The sequence below is a fragment of the Ruegeria atlantica genome, from assembly GCF_013032505.1.
Taxonomy (GTDB): Bacteria; Pseudomonadota; Alphaproteobacteria; order Rhodobacterales; family Rhodobacteraceae; genus Ruegeria; species Ruegeria atlantica_F.
On record NZ_WQCG01000009.1, the window covers coordinates 71,580 to 87,069 of the forward strand.

A 15,490-nucleotide genomic window follows, 5' to 3' on the forward strand; every position below is an offset into this window, starting at 1 on the left:
TCTGATTTTGGAATTTTGGGGCACGCATCCTTCTCTTTGTTTTGTTGAGAAATGATCTTTTTTCTAACCGAAAGACATTCGTGCTCTCTTTGTTCGTGTTGCGGCCAACCTTTCCGCGCTTGCCTTCTTTTTTGTTTAAGCGATGGGATCTTTGCCCACAAAGCCGACGCTGAGGTCAGATTTACCCAGAGTTTAAGCAAGGATTGCATGTTCCCACGAAATGATTTTGCTCTAAAAACTGCACGCTTTCTGTCAATGACTTTCGGCAACCCATAAAAAAAGCGGCTCCGAAGAGCCGCTGTTTTCTGTTTCTCTTGAGAACCGGATCAATCCAGCGTGCGGGTCACTTCTTCGCGCTCGAAGATCTCGATCACGTCGCCGGCGCGGATATCGTCGTAGTTCTCGAACGCCATACCGCATTCCTGACCCGACTGAACCTCGGCTACTTCGTCCTTGAAACGCTTCAGCGTCTTCAGCGTGCCTTCGTGGATCACCACGTTGTCGCGCAGCAGGCGGACGCCCGCGGAACGACGGGCAACGCCTTCGGTGACCAGACAGCCAGCAACCTTGCCAACACCGGTAACCTTGAAGACTTCGCGGATCTCGGCGTACCCAATGAACTTCTCGCGGATCTCGGCGCTCAGCAGGCCGGATGCGGCGGCTTTCACGTCGTCCACGAGGTCATAGATCACCGAGTAATAGCGGATCTCGACACCCTTCTGGTTCGCGGTGTTCCGCGCCGATGCGTTTGCACGAACGTTGAACCCGAAGATTGGCGCACCAGAGGCTTCGGCCAGGCCGACATCCGTCTCTGTGATCGCACCAACACCCGAATGCAGAACGCGTACGCGGACTTCTTCGTTGCCGATCTTCTCCATCGCCTGAACGATGGCTTCGGCAGAGCCTTGCACGTCCGCTTTCATCAGAATCGGCAACTCGGTGACGTTTTCGTCTTCCTTGGCCTTCTGCATCAGCTGCTCAAGGGTGGTCGCGGCACCGGCGGCGGCGCGTTTGTCCTTGGCGGCTTGTTCACGGTATTCCGCGATCTCACGGGCCTGCGCTTCGGTCTCGGTCACGTTCAGAACGTCACCCGCTTCGGGTGTGCCGTTCAGACCCAGAACTTCGACAGGAACAGAGGGACCCGCTTCTTTGACGCGCTCACCCTTGTCATTGATCAGCGCACGGACTTTACCGTACTGCTCACCCACAACGAAGATATCGCCCTGATGCAGCGTGCCGTTCTGAACCAGAACAGTCGCCACGGGACCGCGGCCCACATCCAGCTGCGCTTCGATCACGGCACCTTGAGCGGCACGATTCGGGTTGGCCTTCAGTTCCAGAATTTCGGATTGCAGCGCAATAGCTTCCAGCAGCTCGTCCAGACCCTGACCAGTGATGGCGGATACTTCGACGTCCTGAACATCACCCGACATTTTCTCGACGATGACTTCATGCTGCAGCAGATCGGTGCGCACCTTGTCCGGGTTTGCATCCGGTTTGTCGACTTTGTTGATCGCCACGATCATCGGGACTTCAGCCGCTTTCGCGTGATTGATCGCCTCGATCGTCTGCGGCATCACCGCGTCGTCGGCAGCCACAACCAGAACCACGATATCCGTGACCTGAGCACCGCGCGAGCGCATCGAGGTAAAGGCCGCGTGACCCGGTGTGTCCAGGAAGGTCAGCGTGGTGCCGCCGTCAGTTTTCACCTGATAGGCGCCGATATGCTGGGTGATGCCCCCGGCCTCACCCGCCACAACGCGCGCGTCGCGGATCGCATCCAGCAACGATGTCTTACCGTGGTCGACGTGACCCATGATGGTGATGACCGGCGGACGCGGCTGCAAGTCGTCATCGCTGTCTTCGACTTCTTTGATGACGTCTTCAACATCCGAATCTGAGACACGTGTAACCTTGTGGCCAAATTCTTCGATGATCAGTTCAGCAGTATCGGCGTCGATGGTCTGGTTCTGAGTAACCATCATGCCCATGTTCATGAGCGATTTGACAACGTCAGCCACACGCTCGGCCATACGGTTGGCCAGTTCCGAGACCACGATCGCCTCGGGCAACTGAACGTCGCGGATGACCTTTTCCCGCTCGACCGGGCCGCCCATGGCTTTCTGACGCGCACGCTCTTGCTTGCGCTTCATCGACGCCATCGAGCGTTGACGGTTGCCTTCACCACCGGTTGCCTGACCCAGTGTCAGCTTACCAGAGCGGCGGTTGTCGTCGCGCCCTTTGCCACGACCACGCTGTTCGCGTTCGCGATCCTGCTTACGCGGAGCCGCCGCTGGGGCAGGTTTGCTGGCCGGGCTGCGTGCCGCTTTGGGTTCTTCGACGGCCGCCGGGGCAGCAGCTGCGCGTTTGGCGGCATCTTCCGCCTCTTTGCGCTTGCGTTCTTCTTCTTCGGCCTTGGCGCGTGCCTTTTCTTCGGCCTCACGCTGTTCGCGTTCTTTGGCCTCTTGTTCCGCACGACGACGGGCGCGTTCTTCTTCACGCGCCTTTTCTGCGGCTTCGCGCGCAGCGGCCTCTTCGACCTCGCGGGCCTTGGCGGCCTGCAGAGCCTTCATCCGGCGGGCCATTTCCGCATCGGAAATCCCGGCAGGGCGGCGCGACGGATCACCCGAGGGCGTTGCTCCGCCACCCGGTTTGCCGGCGCCCGGCTTGGGAACCACCACGCGTTTGCGTTTGGTTTCCACCACGACATTCTTGGTGCGTCCGTGGCTGAAACTCTGTTTCACATTTCCGGGGCGTGCCCCGCCACGAAGACCCAATGTCTTTTTGCCGTCATTATCGCTCATAAAGCTTCTTACCCTTCCGCGCGGCCCCTGCCGCCGTCATCCGTTTCGCGCAAGCCACGCAGGCGCTGCGCTTCCTCTACAACACGTTTGGCAAGACCGCCAGAGGCCAGCGCCGCATGAATCACGGTTTGGCGCCCAAATGCCTGTCCCAGCTCGTCCGCCGTCAGCCAACCGATGTATTTTCCGAAGTGCGGCGTGCTGAGTTTCGACTTGCCGCGCCCCGATCCATCAGAGGCTTGTATCAGTACCTGGGCCTCTTCCCGGTCCAGCCACGTCTTGACCTTTTCATAACCGGCGACCGCATCGCCGGACTTGCGCGCAAGGCTCACCAACTCGATCACACGGCGTGCAACCTGGCGTTCCACTTCGTCCGTCAGATCGCTCGGCACGCTTACTTGCGCCTTGAATCCGCGCGCAAACAGCTTTTTCCCCACGGCTTTGTCCAACGCACTGCGTTCGGCCGCGACATAGACGCCACGCCCTGGCAGTTTCGCCGCAACATCCGGAAAGACCTGACCATCCGGCCCCGTCACAAAGCGGATCAACCCAAATTTAGGTTGAATCTCGCCCGTGGCGATGCACTTGCGTTCAGGTCCATCGGACCGATCTTTATGGACGCCACCGCGACCCATACGCGCCACCCGAAGCCTGAGATCAGGCCTCGGCCTCCTCTTCAGCAACTTCAACATCTTCTTCGGCCTGTTCCAGCTCAGCCGGATCAACCCAACCCAGCATGATCCGAGCGGTCATGACCAGATCCTGCGCCTCTTCCAGCGTCACACCGAAAGGCTCCAGAACACCGTCATCTTTGATTCGCTGGCCGTCGACCGTGGTCCAGCCACCGGCCAGTTCCCAGTCAGCACAGGTGGCGAAGTCTTCCAGATTTTTGACATCGTCTTTGGCCAGCGCCTCAACCATCTGGGGTGTCAGGCCTTCAAATTCAATAAGGCTGTCCTCGGCACCCAACGCGCGGGCACTTTCCAGCGCCGCCTTGGCCTGTGCTTCCAGGTATTCCCGGGCGCGGGTCTGCAACTCTTGCGCAGTACCTTCATCAACGCCGTCGATGACCAGCAGTTCGTCGATCTCGACGTAAGCCACCTCTTCGAGGTTGGTAAAGCCTTCGGAGACCAGCAGCTGAGCGAAGAACTCGTCCAGATCGAGGGTTTCCATGAACAGGCTTGTCCGGGCTTCGAATTCTTTCTGACGACGTGCCGACTCCTCGGCTTCGGTCATGATGTCGATGTCCAGATTGGTCAGCTGGCTGGCCAGACGCACGTTCTGACCGCGACGACCGATAGCCAGCGACAGCTGTTCCTCGGGAACCACAACTTCGATTTTGCCGGCTTCTTCGTCCAGAACCACCTTGGAAACCTCGGCGGGCTGCAGCGCGTTCACCAGGAAGGTCGGCTGATCTTCGTTCCACGGGATGATGTCGATCTTTTCACCCTGCAGCTCGTTCACAACGGCCTGAACACGGCTTCCTCGCATACCTACGCAGGCACCAACCGGGTCGATTGAGCCGTCATACGAGATCACAGCGATCTTGGCACGCGAACCTGGGTCACGAGCCACGGCCTTAACCTCGATGATGCCGTCATAGATTTCCGGCACTTCCATCTTGAACAGTTCGGCCATGAATTCCGGTGCGGTGCGCGACAGGAAGATCTGGTGGCCGCGAACCTCGCGACGCACTTCTTTGATGTACGCGCGCACGCGGTCATTCGGGCGATAGCTTTCGCGGCCGATCTTGTCATTGCGGCGCAGAACGGCTTCGGCACCGCCCAAATCGACGATGACATTGCCAAACTCTTCGCGCTTGACGGCACCGTTGATGATGGTGCCCGCGCGATCTTTGAATTCTTCGTACTGACGGTCACGCTCGGCTTCGCGAACCTTTTGCAGAATGACCTGCTTGGCGGACTGCGCAGCGATACGGCCCATTTCAACCGGCGGAACTTCTTCGACAAAGACGTCACCAACTTCGGGCGATTCCATGTACTGTTTCGCCTGCTCAACCGTCATTTCGGCCTGATAGTTCTCAAGCTCTTCATCCTCGACCACGGTGCGGACGCGGGTAAAGGTCGCCTTGCCGGTCTTGCGGTCAATCGACACGCGAATGTCCATCTCGGCGCCGTAACGGCTCTTGGCGGCGCGGGCGAGCGATTCTTCCATCGCTTCGACGACCAGACCGGGGTCGATCATCTTTTCGCGGGCCACGGCCTCGGCGGTCTGTAGCAGCTCCAGCTGGTTGGCTGAGGTGATTGCCATCAGTTCGTCTCCTCTTCGGACCCTTCGGTCTCAATCTCGTCGAAAGCGTTTTCGTTCAGGGCACCGGCGTCCTTGCGCTGGCGCAGCATTTCTTTGATCAGGTCATCGGTCAGGACCAGCTTTGCATCGCTCAACCAGTCGAATTGCAGGCCGATGGTAATGGTCTCATCCCCCTCGGGGATATTAATCAGAACCTCATCCCCTTCGACCCCGGCCAGCTCGCCTTTGAAGCGGCGGCGGCCGTCGATCAGTTCGGAGGTTTCGATTTTGGCCTCATACCCCTCGAACATCTCAAAATCCTTGAGGCGGGTCAGAGGGCGGTCGATGCCGGGGCTTGAAACCTCAAGCGTATAGGCATCAAGAATCGGGTCCTCGACATCCAATGTGGCGCTGATCGCGTTCGAGATTTCGGCGCAATCGTCCACTTCGATACCGCCATCGGGCTTATCGGCCATGATCTGCATCGTGGTCGTCTTGCCGCTCATTAGACGAATACGCACAAGCTCATACCCCAGATCCTCGATCACGGGGGTGATGATCTCGGCCAGTCGCCGATCAATGGCCGCTTTGGCTATCAGGTCATTTGTCATCTGGTACTCTACCCTGTCAGTCGGGCACAAAAAAACGGGCGCGCGGCCCGTCGATCTTTTCCGGTGGAGCCCCGGACCGAAGCCCGACACGCCGCTGTTAACGGCGATATAGCCAAGCAACCGCAAGATTGCAAGCCCAAGCACCGGGATGGTCAATCACAATATCAGTTTGGGAGGATCCATTCACCATTTTCACAGACATAAGGACCAACGCGGTCCCCATCTTCATAAACCTCGCCATCAAACAGGCATTCCCGTCCCTGGGCGTCTGCGCTGCCTGACAAAGCGACGGCTAAAAGCGCGACTGTGGCGGCCAGAACAGTACATTTTTTCATTGAAGCCTCCTATTCCGCCTAAGTTGTAAAAAGTGCAGGCTGCGTGTTGCGCGGGAATTTCATCACCGACAAAGTGCCCCTGCCCTGAAACTGCTCGGCATCCGCCATCCGCGACGGGAAAAGCTGGTCAAAAGCCACCCGGTTCAGCCCCAGCTTCATTTCCGAGCCGGACAGAAACTCGAACGTTGCCCGCGCGGCGCACACATGAAAAACAGGATCTTGCCGCGCTGTGAACTGAGGCATGATATTGGATGAACCGCCCTTTGGCTTGATCGGGATGGTGATACCCGGTTTCAAAAATCTGTCGGGGCAGGTGTAAACTATCGGTTTTTCATTCCCATTTGGGTCATACAACAAAACGCCCTCGGCAGTCACCTCATGCTTGAGGGGGCTGAACACGGCCTCTCGCTGAATGAAGTTGGTGTAGAGCGTCGCAAACAACTGACTGTCGTCATGCGGTTCGGCCTTTATACCCTCAAGCAGAACGCCGCGCAGCCTGACCGACACGGGTTTGTAGTTTTCCAGCCCTTTAATCTCGTGAACCAGTTCCGGATCGTTCAACGCATAGTAACCAAGCGACTCCAAAGTGCGGGTCAGAGTCCGCATATCGGACAGTTTTCGAGCCGTCGTCTCTGCGCCATCTTCCGGTGCCGGCTGTACCGCCTCAAAACCATTATCCAGCAACTGCGTCAGCGACTGTCCGTCGAGGGCGTCCAACCCTATCGTCCCGTTTTTTTTAACTGTAACGGTCAGGTCCTTACCTGCTTTCGGGGCAGATACAGCGACAAACGCCATAACACCTGACAAAATGAATATCGTTAAACTCTTTAGAGCTTCAACCTTCATGGGAATTCTCCCACTTGCGAAACAATTAAACCAATACGGCGCGCATTATAGCAAAATTTGGGGCAAATTAGAAGGCAGGCGAGTTTTCGCGGTTTAAATCAACCACCAGCGCTCGGCAATTCGCCCATCATCCAAAACGCGATCCGTTCCGATTTGGCGTGGCATACCGACATGCGCTGCAACAGCCAGCGCCATGTTGGATTCGTTTGGGAAAAAGCGCAATCCACGTTGCGGGCCTAACCCCTCGGCCTCAGGCTGCACAGCGATATCCACATAGCCATCCCGCAACGCCTCAGTGCGCACTCGTGCGTCGGGGATGACGATAACCTCAAGGGTTTCAGCCCAACCGGCCGATCCGTCCTTATAATGGCCCGCCACCCGGCGCCCGAGGAAATGACGATCATCTTCAGCCCGCTCAACACGGTAGCAACCGGTGCCGTTCGCAGCCCGTAGTGGCGTTACACCTTGTCCGGTGCGCGTGATAACGAATCTGCTGTCAGCCAGAAGGAAGGGCAGACCCGGGTTGGCCTGGGTCAGTTCCAAACGCACGCGGTTATCCGACAAGGCTTCGACCCGCCCGACATCGCCCAAAACAACCATCACATCGTTAACGTCAAGTGCCGTCCCATCGTGAAACCGGGCTGTTTCGCGCAGATCAAAGCTCCAGTTGCGGGCTTGGGAATCAGTCTGCCAATCGGTCGCAAGCTCTCCGCGCAAGGTGCCGTCGGGTGCAATCTCGGTCAGCGTGCCGAAAACAGCGCCACGGGCGACCTGTTCCAAACTGTCGTCGCGCGGCACCGCCAGGCGCAGCGTTCCGCCCACTTTCGGTGTATCGGCCAAAGAAGTCCCCGTCGCCGCCAACAATGCGGCAGCAGCACCAGAGGCAAACAGAGCGCGACGGTCAATCCGGGTCATAATGCACCCTCTGCCACTCGGTCCATGATGCGAACCAATTCAGCACTGATTCCGGGCTCGGACAACGCATGCCCTGCCTGACGCACCATCTTCAGCTCGGCATTGGGCCAACGCTCGGCAAGGTTCCACGCCGCCTGAGGCGGACAAATCATGTCATACCTCCCCTGTACGATGTGGCCGGGGATATGAGAGATCCGGTCCATCTGGTCCAGAATCTGCCCGTCGCGCTCAAGAAACGCGTTGTTGATGAAATAATGATTCTCAAGACGCGCAAACGCGCGCGCGTATTCCCCAGGGCTTTCCCCGGTTGCGCCATGCGAATGGATCGACGCCAGGGCGTTTTCCCAACTGGACCAGGCGCGCGCATACAGAATCTCGGTCGCGCGATCACCCGAGAACAGGCGTTTGTTATATGCGCCGATCGTGTCGCTTAGTTCACTTTCCGACAGCAGAGCAGTGAATTTTGACCATTGTTCGGGCCAAAACTTGCCCGCACCGCCACCATAAAACCAGTTCAGCTCAGCCTGCGTTGCAAGGAACACACCGCGCAGCACCAGTCTGCTAACGCGATCTGGGTGGGATTGCGCATAGACCAGCGCAAGCGTAGCCCCCCAGCTGCCGCCGAAAACGATCCATTCGTCTATATCCAGCAGCGTGCGTAGTCGTTCGATATCGTCCACCAAATGCCATGTGGTGTTATCCGTGACCGAAGCATGAGGCCGCGAACGACCACACCCACGCTGATCAAAAAGAATCACCCGATAGACGTTCGGATCGAAATAACGCCGCATGGCCGGGCTGCAGCCACCACCGGGCCCCCCATGCAGAATCACCACAGGAAGGCCATTGGGATTGCCGCATTGTTCCATATAGATACGGTGCCCGTCGCCCACATCGACCATCCGCTGATCGAATGGGTCGATCGGCGGGTACAGATATTGAACTGCGCGCTTTTGGTCCGGGTACTTGTCCATTATGGCCCTATATAGTCCTTAAGCGTAAAAGAGCATACGGAGACAGGAATGCAAGCGCATCCGAACACGGTTGACCCTTCTGAGATCGCAAAATTCGAAGCGATGGCCGCAGAATGGTGGGACCCGCATGGAAAATTCAAACCACTGCACATGCTCAACCCCTGTCGGCTGGATTATATCACACAGCAGATTGCAGGCGAATTCGATCGCGATTTGAAGGCCGCAAAGCCGTTCGAGGGTCTGCGTTTGCTGGATATCGGCTGCGGCGGCGGGCTGCTGAGCGAACCAATGGCCCGCCTTGGAGCCGAAGTAGTCGGAGCAGATGCCGCCGAAGGCAACCTGCCCGTCGCGAGAATCCACGCGGAACAATCCGGGCTGGAGATCGACTACCGCCACACCACTGCCGAGGACATGGCCGCTGCAGGCGAACAGTTCGACGTGGTGCTGAACATGGAAGTGGTCGAGCATGTTGCCGACCCGTTGGGATTTCTGACAGCCTCGCAGCAATTACTGAAACCGGGCGGGTTGCTGATCTGTTCGACCATCAACCGCAATCCGAAATCTTATGCCATGGCCATTTTCGGGGCCGAGGTCGTCATGCGCTGGCTGCCCCGCGGCACGCATGAGTGGAACAAGTTCATCACTCCCGATGAGCTGTTTGACCTACTGCGCCAAGCCGGGCTGGGGCCGGTGGACCGCAAGGGTTTCGTGTTCAACCCGATCCTGTGGAGTTGGTCGATCTCGGACCGCGACCTGAGCGTGAATTATGTGACGGCGAGTGTGAAGCCGAGTTAAGGAAGATTTTTTGGCTCGATCGTTAAGTTACGCGCTGTGGCGCAGTATTTTATGGAGCCGCAATTTCCACTGCTACCATATTCAATAGCCCGCTAGCCACAGCACAAGAGGTAGCAGGCGGGTTCGTGTACGAGCATGAAGGCGTTCCGCTGTATGGCTATGTAAGCCATCCTAAGGTTTCTGAGGCGACTCAGGAAATAGCAGATCGTTACTTGGGTTCGAACTCGAACAACTATGATCTAGTAAGGGCGTTGTATTTTTTCGTCTTTATTGACCCCGAGATAGTTTCGGATGGCAAGTTTGTGAAACCAGTCGAATTAGAACTGACGGAGGAGATGACAGAACCATTTTCCAAACACGAACTCTCTGACGAAGGATGCAATGTAGGGAGAATATTCTCCACGAATGAAGAAGAAAAAGGAGAGTATTTGGTATGGCTTGTTCATGGTGGGCAATATGAGGGCAAAGAAGGAATTGAATCTTGTCTTCTTTTCGCGGCGGCGGCTTCGGCCGGAATTTGGTTGGGTGATTTTCCAGCTTTGGATCCCCGTGATTTACGGCAGCTTCTGGATAGAATGCTCTTAGAATGAAGTGGCCGTTCAGTCCGCGGCACATTGCATGAGCATCAAGCCTGCCAGCGCCCGACCACACCAGTCCTGGATCCACCTTGGGACAACGGTTCGCTGATCCCTACTCCCCCTCCAACTGCAACCGCAAATCCCGCAGCACGGGTAACGTGCTGCGCACCCGTTCAAGCCCCAACTCTCCGACGACACGGTTTATCAGCGGGGCAATCGAGGAAATCGCCTGATCTCGTGCACGACGACCCGCAGGGCTGATTGCGACCATCTTGCGGCGGGCGTCGTCCCAGTCGGGGCGGATATGGATGTATCCGGCCCATTCCAGCTTAGCCAAGGTGTTGGTCATCGCCCCTCGGGTGACGTGAAAGGTGCTGGCCAGTTGCGCGGGAGATCGTTCGCCCCCGACAAAAACCAGATGGTTCAGAACTGAAAAGTGCGAGATCTCCATACCCTTGGGCAGCACCCGGCTAAGCCGGTTGCGCAATAGTTGATCGGCGGTCAGGATTTCGCTGAACAGCGTGACCGCAAGGGCATTGTGTTCGTCAGTCATGGTCCGGTTCTGGATCAGGGCCCGTCAAAGCGACGGACGTGAGTCAAAGAGGGCACGCGACGGCGCGCCTCAGACACAGAACTATCATGCAAATCGAAAATGTGAATGCCCGGATCGGTCCCTGCGTCGATGACAACCTCTCCCCACGGGGCAACGACCATGCTGTGGCCATAGGTATGGCGCGTCTTTCCGCGTGTTTTGGGATGCTCGCCGGTCTGGGCGGGTGCCAAAACCCAACAGCCAGTTTCAATCGCCCGCGCGCGTAGCAGCGATTCCCAGTGCGCGGCCCCGGTCACCGGTGAAAACGCCGCCGGAACTGTCAGGATACGTGCACCCGCCTGCGCCAAAGCCGCATAGAGCGCCGGAAACCGGATGTCATAACAGACGGTCATGCCGACCTTGCCGAAAGCGGTGTCGGCAATCACCGCCTTATCACCAGGGCGGTAGTTTTTCGATTCGCGGAAGGTCTCGGTCTCGGTGACCTGCACGTCGAACATGTGAATCTTGTCGTACCGCGCCACGATCTGCCCCTGCGGGTCGATCATGTAGGAGCGGTTTGCAAACCGACCGTCCACATCATGCGTTTTGATCGCCAGCGACCCGATCAGCAAACAGACGCCCAGCGCGGCGGCCTGATCCCGCAGGCCCGCCAGCGTCTGGTCATCTTCTTCGTGCTGCAGGACTTCGCGCTGCCGCGTGGTGCTGGTGGAGACGCAATTCGTCACCTCGGGTGTCAGGATGAACCGCGCGCCTTGCGCCGCTGCATCAACCATCATGGCGCGCACCACGTCCAAATTTTCGGCCGGATCATCCGACGAGGTGATCTGCAGAAGCGCGGTTTTCATCAGGCCGCGAGCAGGCGATCTAGCTTGCCCTGGCGCTCCAGTTCATAAAGCTCATCACAGCCACCGACATGCTGCGTACCGATAAATATCTGTGGAACGGTTCGCTTGCCACCTGCGCGCTTAATCATCTCGGGTTTGCGCTTGGGGTGCATCAGCACGTCGACTTCCTTGAACTCGACGCCCTTCTGCTTCAGCAGGCGCTTGGCCGCATGACAAAAACCGCACAGCGGCGAGGTGTAGATTTCTACCGGTTTCATATTCCGTACCTTCGCGTTTCGCATAATCTTGAGCGAATTAGCTATCCTTGGCAACGCGCGCTAGGGTCAACACGAAAATATGACTTGCCCCGGATGCAAGGCAGACACGCGCGCAAGCCGCCAGTGTCGCACCGGACGTCATCACATCATCCACCAGCAAGATATCGCGCCCATACAGGTGGGTTTTCCGCCTGGGATGGGCAATGATTGCGTTTTTCAGGGTTTCAGCCCTCTCAACGGCTGTTTTGCCATCCAGAACGGGTGTCTTCCGGCACCGAAGCAAAAGGTCTGGGCAAACCTCAAGCCCAACCTCTTTCCCAAGATGCTGCGCCAGCAGGGCGGATTGGTTATACCGGCGTTTCAGCAACCGGGACCAGTGCAGAGGCACCGGCGCGACCAGCATGCCGTCCCGAAACAGATCCTGCCCGGCCCGTGCCAGCCAGCGTGCCGCAGGGCGCGCCAGTTCGGGCCTGTCACCGTGTTTCAAAGCCAGGATCAACGACCGCGCCTTGCCATCATACAACAAAGCCGAACGTCCTTCCCGCCAAGGTCGGGGGGCAGCCATGCAATCATCGCATTCAATCCGATGCCCGTCTGCCATCCCCGGTAACGGTACTCCGCAGCTTTCGCAAACAACACCGCCGATAAAGGGTGTTTCTCGCCAGCAGGATCCGCACAGGCCGAAATCCGTCTCGGTCAGATCACCGCATCCCAGGCATCGCGGCGGGTAGATCAGCGAGACGGCGGTTTGAATCCGCTGCCACATGCGATAGTTGCGCCCTATGAAACTGCCTGAATCCAACGCACCCTCTTTGTTTGATCGCCGGGCCGTTGCCCTGCATCGTGCCCGTGCACAGGACGAAGCCCTGTTCCTGCATCGCGCTACAGTGGACGAGGTTCAGGATCGGCTCTCTATGGTTAACAAAACCTTTACGGCCCCAGCGATCGTGACGCCGTTTGCGCATATCTGGCGCGAGGTGATCCCAGAGGCTGAATTCGTACCTGATGATGAGGTACTGGCTCTGCAACCTGGCACGCATGATTTGGTGATTCACGCGATGGCGCTGCATTGGGCCAACGACCCTGTCGGGCAATTGATCCAATGCCGCCGCGCCTTACGCCCTGACGGGTTGCTGCTGGTCGTGTGTCTGGGCGGAGAAACCCTGCACGAGCTACGCGCAGCATTGGGAGAAGCCGAAATCGAAGTGACCGGAGGGCTCAGCCCCCGCATCGCCCCAATGGCTGAGTTGCGCGATCTGGGCGGTTTGTTGCAACGGGCGGGATTTGCGCTGCCGGTCGCCGACACCGCGCGCCTAACGGCGGAATATCGCGACATACTGCACCTGATGCACGACCTGCGCGCCATGGGTGAAGCCAACAGCCTGTCGGGGCGCTTAAAGCAACCCACCAAGCGGCAGGTTTTTGCCCGTGCGCAGCAGCTTTATGCTGACAATTTCCAGACGCTGGAGAGGCGACTGACCGCCACATATGAATTGATCTGTCTGACCGGCTGGTCGCCGGATGACAGTCAACAGAAACCATTGCGCCCCGGATCGGCCAAAACGCGGCTTGCAGATGCGCTGGGCACAAAAGAAGGCAAACTGTCCAATTGACGGCCGGGCTTTTCCGGTTATCTCAGGCCAGTACAGAGAAATCTCAGGAAGCTTCAGATGTTTGACGCCACTCGCCCCGATCATGCCCCCACAGACCACCCAAAGGTCAGAATGGGCCGCGTCGGCATTCTGCTGGCCAACCTCGGCACGCCTGACGATTACAGCTATTGGCCAATGCGCCGTTATCTGAACGAGTTTCTGTCGGATCAGCGCGTGATCGACTATCCAAAGTGGAAATGGCAGCCGATACTTCAGGGAATCATCCTGACCAAACGTCCGTTCAGCTCGGGCGAGGCCTACAAGTCGATCTGGAATCATGACAAGGGCGAAAGCCCGCTGATGACGATCACCAAGGAACAGACCGACAAGTTGCGCGATGCGATGCAAGAACGGTACGGCGATCAGGTGATGGTCGATTTCTGCATGCGCTACGGCAACCCCTCAACCAAATCCAAAGTACGTGAAATGGTGGCCGCGGGCTGTGATCGCATTCTGTTCTTTCCGCTCTACCCGCAATATGCAGGCGCGACGACAGCAACAGCCAATGATCAGTTCTTCCGTGCGTTGATGGACGAAGCCTGGCAACCCGCCTCACGGACCGTTCCCGCTTATTTTGACGAGCCTGCTTACATTGATGCCTTGGCTGCATCGGTTGAAAAGGCCTATGCCAAGATGGAGACGAAGCCCGACATACTTGTCTGCTCCTACCACGGCATGCCCGAGCGGTATTTGCAGCAAGGTGACCCCTATCATTGCCAGTGCGCGAAAACGAGCCGGTTGTTGAAGGAACGGCTGGGCTGGTCAGACGATCAGCTGGTCTCGACCTTCCAATCGCGATTCGGTCCGGAGGAATGGCTGAAACCCTATACCGTCGAGCACGTGGCCGAGTTGGCGCGGCAGGGCAAGAAGAACATCGCGGTAATCGCACCCGCGTTTTCAGCCGATTGCATCGAGACGCTGGAAGAGATCAACGAAGAGATCAAGGAAAGCTTTGAAGAAGCGGGCGGCGAGAGCTTCACCTATATCCCCTGCCTCAATGACGATGATTCGCACATTTCCGCATTGGGTAAGGTAATCGAAGATAATCTGAAGGGTTGGCTCGACTGACCGGCCCCTATCATCCAGGCATGAAAAAAGGCGGTGGAGCGATCCACCGCCTTTTCTCTAGATAATGCTCGTCAAATTAGCTTGCTGCAACAGCTGCGGCAACTACGACCAGCAGGATCAGCGGCAGGATGATACCCTGCGACGAACCCTGAGTTTCCTCTACAACAACCGGTGCTTCAACAACCGGCTCTTCCAGGTTACCAGCATAAGCGGTCGAAGCAGCAGCAGTCAGTGCAGCGGCGAGAACGAGTTTCTTCATATTAACCTCCAGAATTCGCACGGCTCCATATAGCGAAGCCGCACACTCAAGACTTACCTCGTGTTTTTTTCTAATCAGCTATCCGGCTGGAATGCAATTGGAACTTGAGCCACAAGCGGGTTCGCGCGCGAAAATGTCGTCAAATTAGCAACACTTGCGTGCCGACCTTGGTCATCGAGAATAGTTCGGCGATATCCTCGTTGAACAAACCGATACATCCGTTCGAAGACCGGCGACCGATTTTGCGCGTATCATGCGTTCCGTGAATCCGGTAATATTTCCAGCTGAGGTACAAAGCGTGTGTTCCCAATGGGTTATCTGGGCCTGGCGGAATGTGGTCCGGCCATTCGGGATTACGTTTCTTCATCGATGGTGTCGGCGACCAACTGGGGCCTTCAACTTTGCGGATAACGCTGGTGCGGCCCCGACGGGTCAATTCTTCGGTCAACGGAACTGAAGACGGATAGAGTTTGTAAACAGTTTGGTCATCTGACCAGTAATGCAACGCCCGAGACACCGTATCGACCAGAATAGCTCCATTTCTAGTATTCGAGAAATAGGGCTGCCAATCCAGAGCGCGGAACCCAGAAACGTTCCGGCGCACCTGAGGTTCTGGCTCCGGTGCTGGGCGCAATGGATCCCCAGGGATATATTGGGCAATAGCGGGCGAGGACAACAGGGCCGAAGCACCGGCCAGAAATCCACGGCGACTGGATTGAAGAATTGGTTTCTTGACCATAGCGAACGGTCC

General features: G+C 57.4%; 18 protein-coding genes. 4 read left to right on the forward strand and 14 right to left on the reverse strand.

Annotation, left to right across the window (positions count from 1 at the left end; all coding sequences use genetic code 11):
- Positions 1 to 326: 326 nt before the first annotated feature.
- The 8 genes from infB to pip all read right to left on the reverse strand — a co-directional run bounded on the left by infB (position 327) and on the right by pip (position 8,732).
- A complete protein-coding gene (gene infB / locus GOW92_RS21985) occupies positions 327 to 2,804 on the reverse strand; it encodes a translation initiation factor IF-2 (protein ID WP_170565022.1) in 2,478 nt (825 codons plus the stop codon).
- An 8-nt stretch (positions 2,805 to 2,812) separates the two neighbouring features.
- Complete coding sequence (locus tag GOW92_RS21990) at positions 2,813 to 3,436, reverse strand: RNA-binding protein (RefSeq protein WP_170565024.1); 624 nt, start codon at positions 3,434 to 3,436, stop codon at positions 2,813 to 2,815.
- Between the two features lie 22 nt (positions 3,437 to 3,458).
- Positions 3,459 to 5,072, reverse strand: a complete 1,614-nt coding sequence (gene nusA, locus GOW92_RS21995) for a transcription termination factor NusA (protein ID WP_170565028.1) — start codon at positions 5,070 to 5,072, stop codon at positions 3,459 to 3,461.
- Positions 5,072 to 5,662, reverse strand: coding sequence for a ribosome maturation factor RimP (rimP, locus tag GOW92_RS22000; protein WP_170565030.1), 591 nt, complete (start codon positions 5,660 to 5,662; stop codon positions 5,072 to 5,074). The genes nusA and rimP overlap by 1 nt, the downstream gene beginning before the upstream one ends.
- A 164-nt stretch (positions 5,663 to 5,826) precedes the next feature.
- The gene (locus tag GOW92_RS22005) at positions 5,827 to 5,997 is read right to left on the reverse strand and encodes a hypothetical protein (RefSeq protein WP_170565032.1); all 171 of its coding nucleotides are present in this window, start codon (positions 5,995 to 5,997) and stop codon (positions 5,827 to 5,829) included.
- 18 nt (positions 5,998 to 6,015) lie between these two features.
- The gene (locus tag GOW92_RS22010; protein WP_170565035.1) at positions 6,016 to 6,843 is read right to left on the reverse strand and encodes a hypothetical protein; all 828 of its coding nucleotides are present in this window, start codon (positions 6,841 to 6,843) and stop codon (positions 6,016 to 6,018) included.
- Positions 6,844 to 6,936: 93 nt separating this feature from the next.
- Complete coding sequence (locus GOW92_RS22015) at positions 6,937 to 7,758, reverse strand: ABC transporter substrate-binding protein (protein ID WP_170565038.1); 822 nt, start codon at positions 7,756 to 7,758, stop codon at positions 6,937 to 6,939.
- A complete protein-coding gene (gene pip, locus GOW92_RS22020; protein ID WP_170565041.1) occupies positions 7,755 to 8,732 on the reverse strand; it encodes a prolyl aminopeptidase in 978 nt (325 codons plus the stop codon). Before pip ends, GOW92_RS22015 begins: the two co-directional genes overlap by 4 nt.
- Positions 8,733 to 8,780: 48 nt before the next feature.
- Between pip and ubiG the strand changes: the two genes are divergently transcribed.
- Positions 8,781 to 9,527, forward strand: coding sequence for a bifunctional 2-polyprenyl-6-hydroxyphenol methylase/3-demethylubiquinol 3-O-methyltransferase UbiG (gene ubiG, locus GOW92_RS22025; RefSeq protein WP_170565045.1), 747 nt, complete (start codon positions 8,781 to 8,783; stop codon positions 9,525 to 9,527).
- A gap of 125 nt (positions 9,528 to 9,652) precedes the next feature.
- A complete protein-coding gene (locus GOW92_RS22030) occupies positions 9,653 to 10,117 on the forward strand; it encodes a hypothetical protein (protein ID WP_170565048.1) in 465 nt (154 codons plus the stop codon).
- Positions 10,118 to 10,217: 100 nt separating this feature from the next.
- Here the strand turns inward: GOW92_RS22030 and GOW92_RS22035 are convergent, their stop codons facing one another.
- From GOW92_RS22035 to GOW92_RS22050, 4 genes are read right to left on the reverse strand one after another with little or no spacing between them, the layout of a single operon-like run.
- Positions 10,218 to 10,658, reverse strand: a complete 441-nt coding sequence (locus tag GOW92_RS22035) for a MarR family winged helix-turn-helix transcriptional regulator (protein WP_170418232.1) — start codon at positions 10,656 to 10,658, stop codon at positions 10,218 to 10,220.
- Positions 10,659 to 10,672: 14 nt separating this feature from the next.
- Positions 10,673 to 11,503, reverse strand: coding sequence for a carbon-nitrogen hydrolase family protein (locus GOW92_RS22040; protein WP_170565051.1), 831 nt, complete (start codon positions 11,501 to 11,503; stop codon positions 10,673 to 10,675).
- On the reverse strand, positions 11,503 to 11,760 hold the full coding sequence (gene grxC / locus GOW92_RS22045) for a glutaredoxin 3 (RefSeq protein WP_170565054.1): 258 nt from the start codon (positions 11,758 to 11,760) through the stop codon (positions 11,503 to 11,505). Before grxC ends, GOW92_RS22040 begins: the two co-directional genes overlap by 1 nt.
- 37 nt (positions 11,761 to 11,797) lie before the next feature.
- On the reverse strand, positions 11,798 to 12,526 hold the full coding sequence (locus tag GOW92_RS22050) for a ComF family protein (protein WP_170565289.1): 729 nt from the start codon (positions 12,524 to 12,526) through the stop codon (positions 11,798 to 11,800).
- A 16-nt stretch (positions 12,527 to 12,542) separates the two neighbouring features.
- Here GOW92_RS22050 and GOW92_RS22055 point away from each other — a divergent pair, with 16 nt between their 5' ends.
- Both GOW92_RS22055 and hemH read left to right on the forward strand, forming a co-directional pair.
- Positions 12,543 to 13,373, forward strand: a complete 831-nt coding sequence (locus tag GOW92_RS22055) for a methyltransferase domain-containing protein (RefSeq protein ID WP_170565057.1) — start codon at positions 12,543 to 12,545, stop codon at positions 13,371 to 13,373.
- A gap of 57 nt (positions 13,374 to 13,430) precedes the next feature.
- Positions 13,431 to 14,480: a ferrochelatase gene (hemH, locus tag GOW92_RS22060; RefSeq protein WP_170565062.1), complete on the forward strand. Its 1,050-nt coding sequence runs from the start codon at positions 13,431 to 13,433 to the stop codon at positions 14,478 to 14,480.
- 76 nt (positions 14,481 to 14,556) lie between these two features.
- On the opposite strand, the gene GOW92_RS22065 is transcribed toward hemH, so the two are convergent.
- Both GOW92_RS22065 and GOW92_RS22070 read right to left on the reverse strand, forming a co-directional pair.
- Complete coding sequence (locus GOW92_RS22065) at positions 14,557 to 14,739, reverse strand: hypothetical protein (protein WP_010442520.1); 183 nt, start codon at positions 14,737 to 14,739, stop codon at positions 14,557 to 14,559.
- Positions 14,740 to 14,878: 139 nt separating this feature from the next.
- Positions 14,879 to 15,478, reverse strand: a complete 600-nt coding sequence (locus GOW92_RS22070) for a L,D-transpeptidase (protein WP_170565065.1) — start codon at positions 15,476 to 15,478, stop codon at positions 14,879 to 14,881.
- Positions 15,479 to 15,490 lie beyond the last annotated feature (12 nt).

Bases quoted from the DNA above. Each gene is read 5' to 3' on its own strand.
- infB (WP_170565022.1), bottom strand. From the start codon at position 2,804: ATGAGCGATAATGACGGCAAAAAGACATTGGGTCTTCGTGGCGGGGCA.
- GOW92_RS22055 (WP_170565057.1), top strand. From the start codon at position 12,543: ATGAAACTGCCTGAATCCAACGCACCCTCTTTGTTTGATCGCCGGGCC.
- GOW92_RS22065 (WP_010442520.1), bottom strand. From the start codon at position 14,739: ATGAAGAAACTCGTTCTCGCCGCTGCACTGACTGCTGCTGCTTCGACC.
- ubiG (WP_170565045.1), top strand. From the start codon at position 8,781: ATGCAAGCGCATCCGAACACGGTTGACCCTTCTGAGATCGCAAAATTC.
- GOW92_RS22050 (WP_170565289.1), bottom strand. From the start codon at position 12,526: ATGTGGCAGCGGATTCAAACCGCCGTCTCGCTGATCTACCCGCCGCGA.
- GOW92_RS22015 (WP_170565038.1), bottom strand. From the start codon at position 7,758: ATGACCCGGATTGACCGTCGCGCTCTGTTTGCCTCTGGTGCTGCTGCC.
- GOW92_RS22070 (WP_170565065.1), bottom strand. From the start codon at position 15,478: ATGGTCAAGAAACCAATTCTTCAATCCAGTCGCCGTGGATTTCTGGCC.
- GOW92_RS22040 (WP_170565051.1), bottom strand. From the start codon at position 11,503: ATGAAAACCGCGCTTCTGCAGATCACCTCGTCGGATGATCCGGCCGAA.
- GOW92_RS22005 (WP_170565032.1), bottom strand. From the start codon at position 5,997: ATGAAAAAATGTACTGTTCTGGCCGCCACAGTCGCGCTTTTAGCCGTC.
- rimP (WP_170565030.1), bottom strand. From the start codon at position 5,662: ATGACAAATGACCTGATAGCCAAAGCGGCCATTGATCGGCGACTGGCC.
- hemH (WP_170565062.1), top strand. From the start codon at position 13,431: ATGTTTGACGCCACTCGCCCCGATCATGCCCCCACAGACCACCCAAAG.
- GOW92_RS22010 (WP_170565035.1), bottom strand. From the start codon at position 6,843: ATGAAGGTTGAAGCTCTAAAGAGTTTAACGATATTCATTTTGTCAGGT.
- nusA (WP_170565028.1), bottom strand. From the start codon at position 5,072: ATGGCAATCACCTCAGCCAACCAGCTGGAGCTGCTACAGACCGCCGAG.
- GOW92_RS21990 (WP_170565024.1), bottom strand. From the start codon at position 3,436: ATGGGTCGCGGTGGCGTCCATAAAGATCGGTCCGATGGACCTGAACGC.
- GOW92_RS22035 (WP_170418232.1), bottom strand. From the start codon at position 10,658: ATGACTGACGAACACAATGCCCTTGCGGTCACGCTGTTCAGCGAAATC.
- grxC (WP_170565054.1), bottom strand. From the start codon at position 11,760: ATGAAACCGGTAGAAATCTACACCTCGCCGCTGTGCGGTTTTTGTCAT.
- pip (WP_170565041.1), bottom strand. From the start codon at position 8,732: ATGGACAAGTACCCGGACCAAAAGCGCGCAGTTCAATATCTGTACCCG.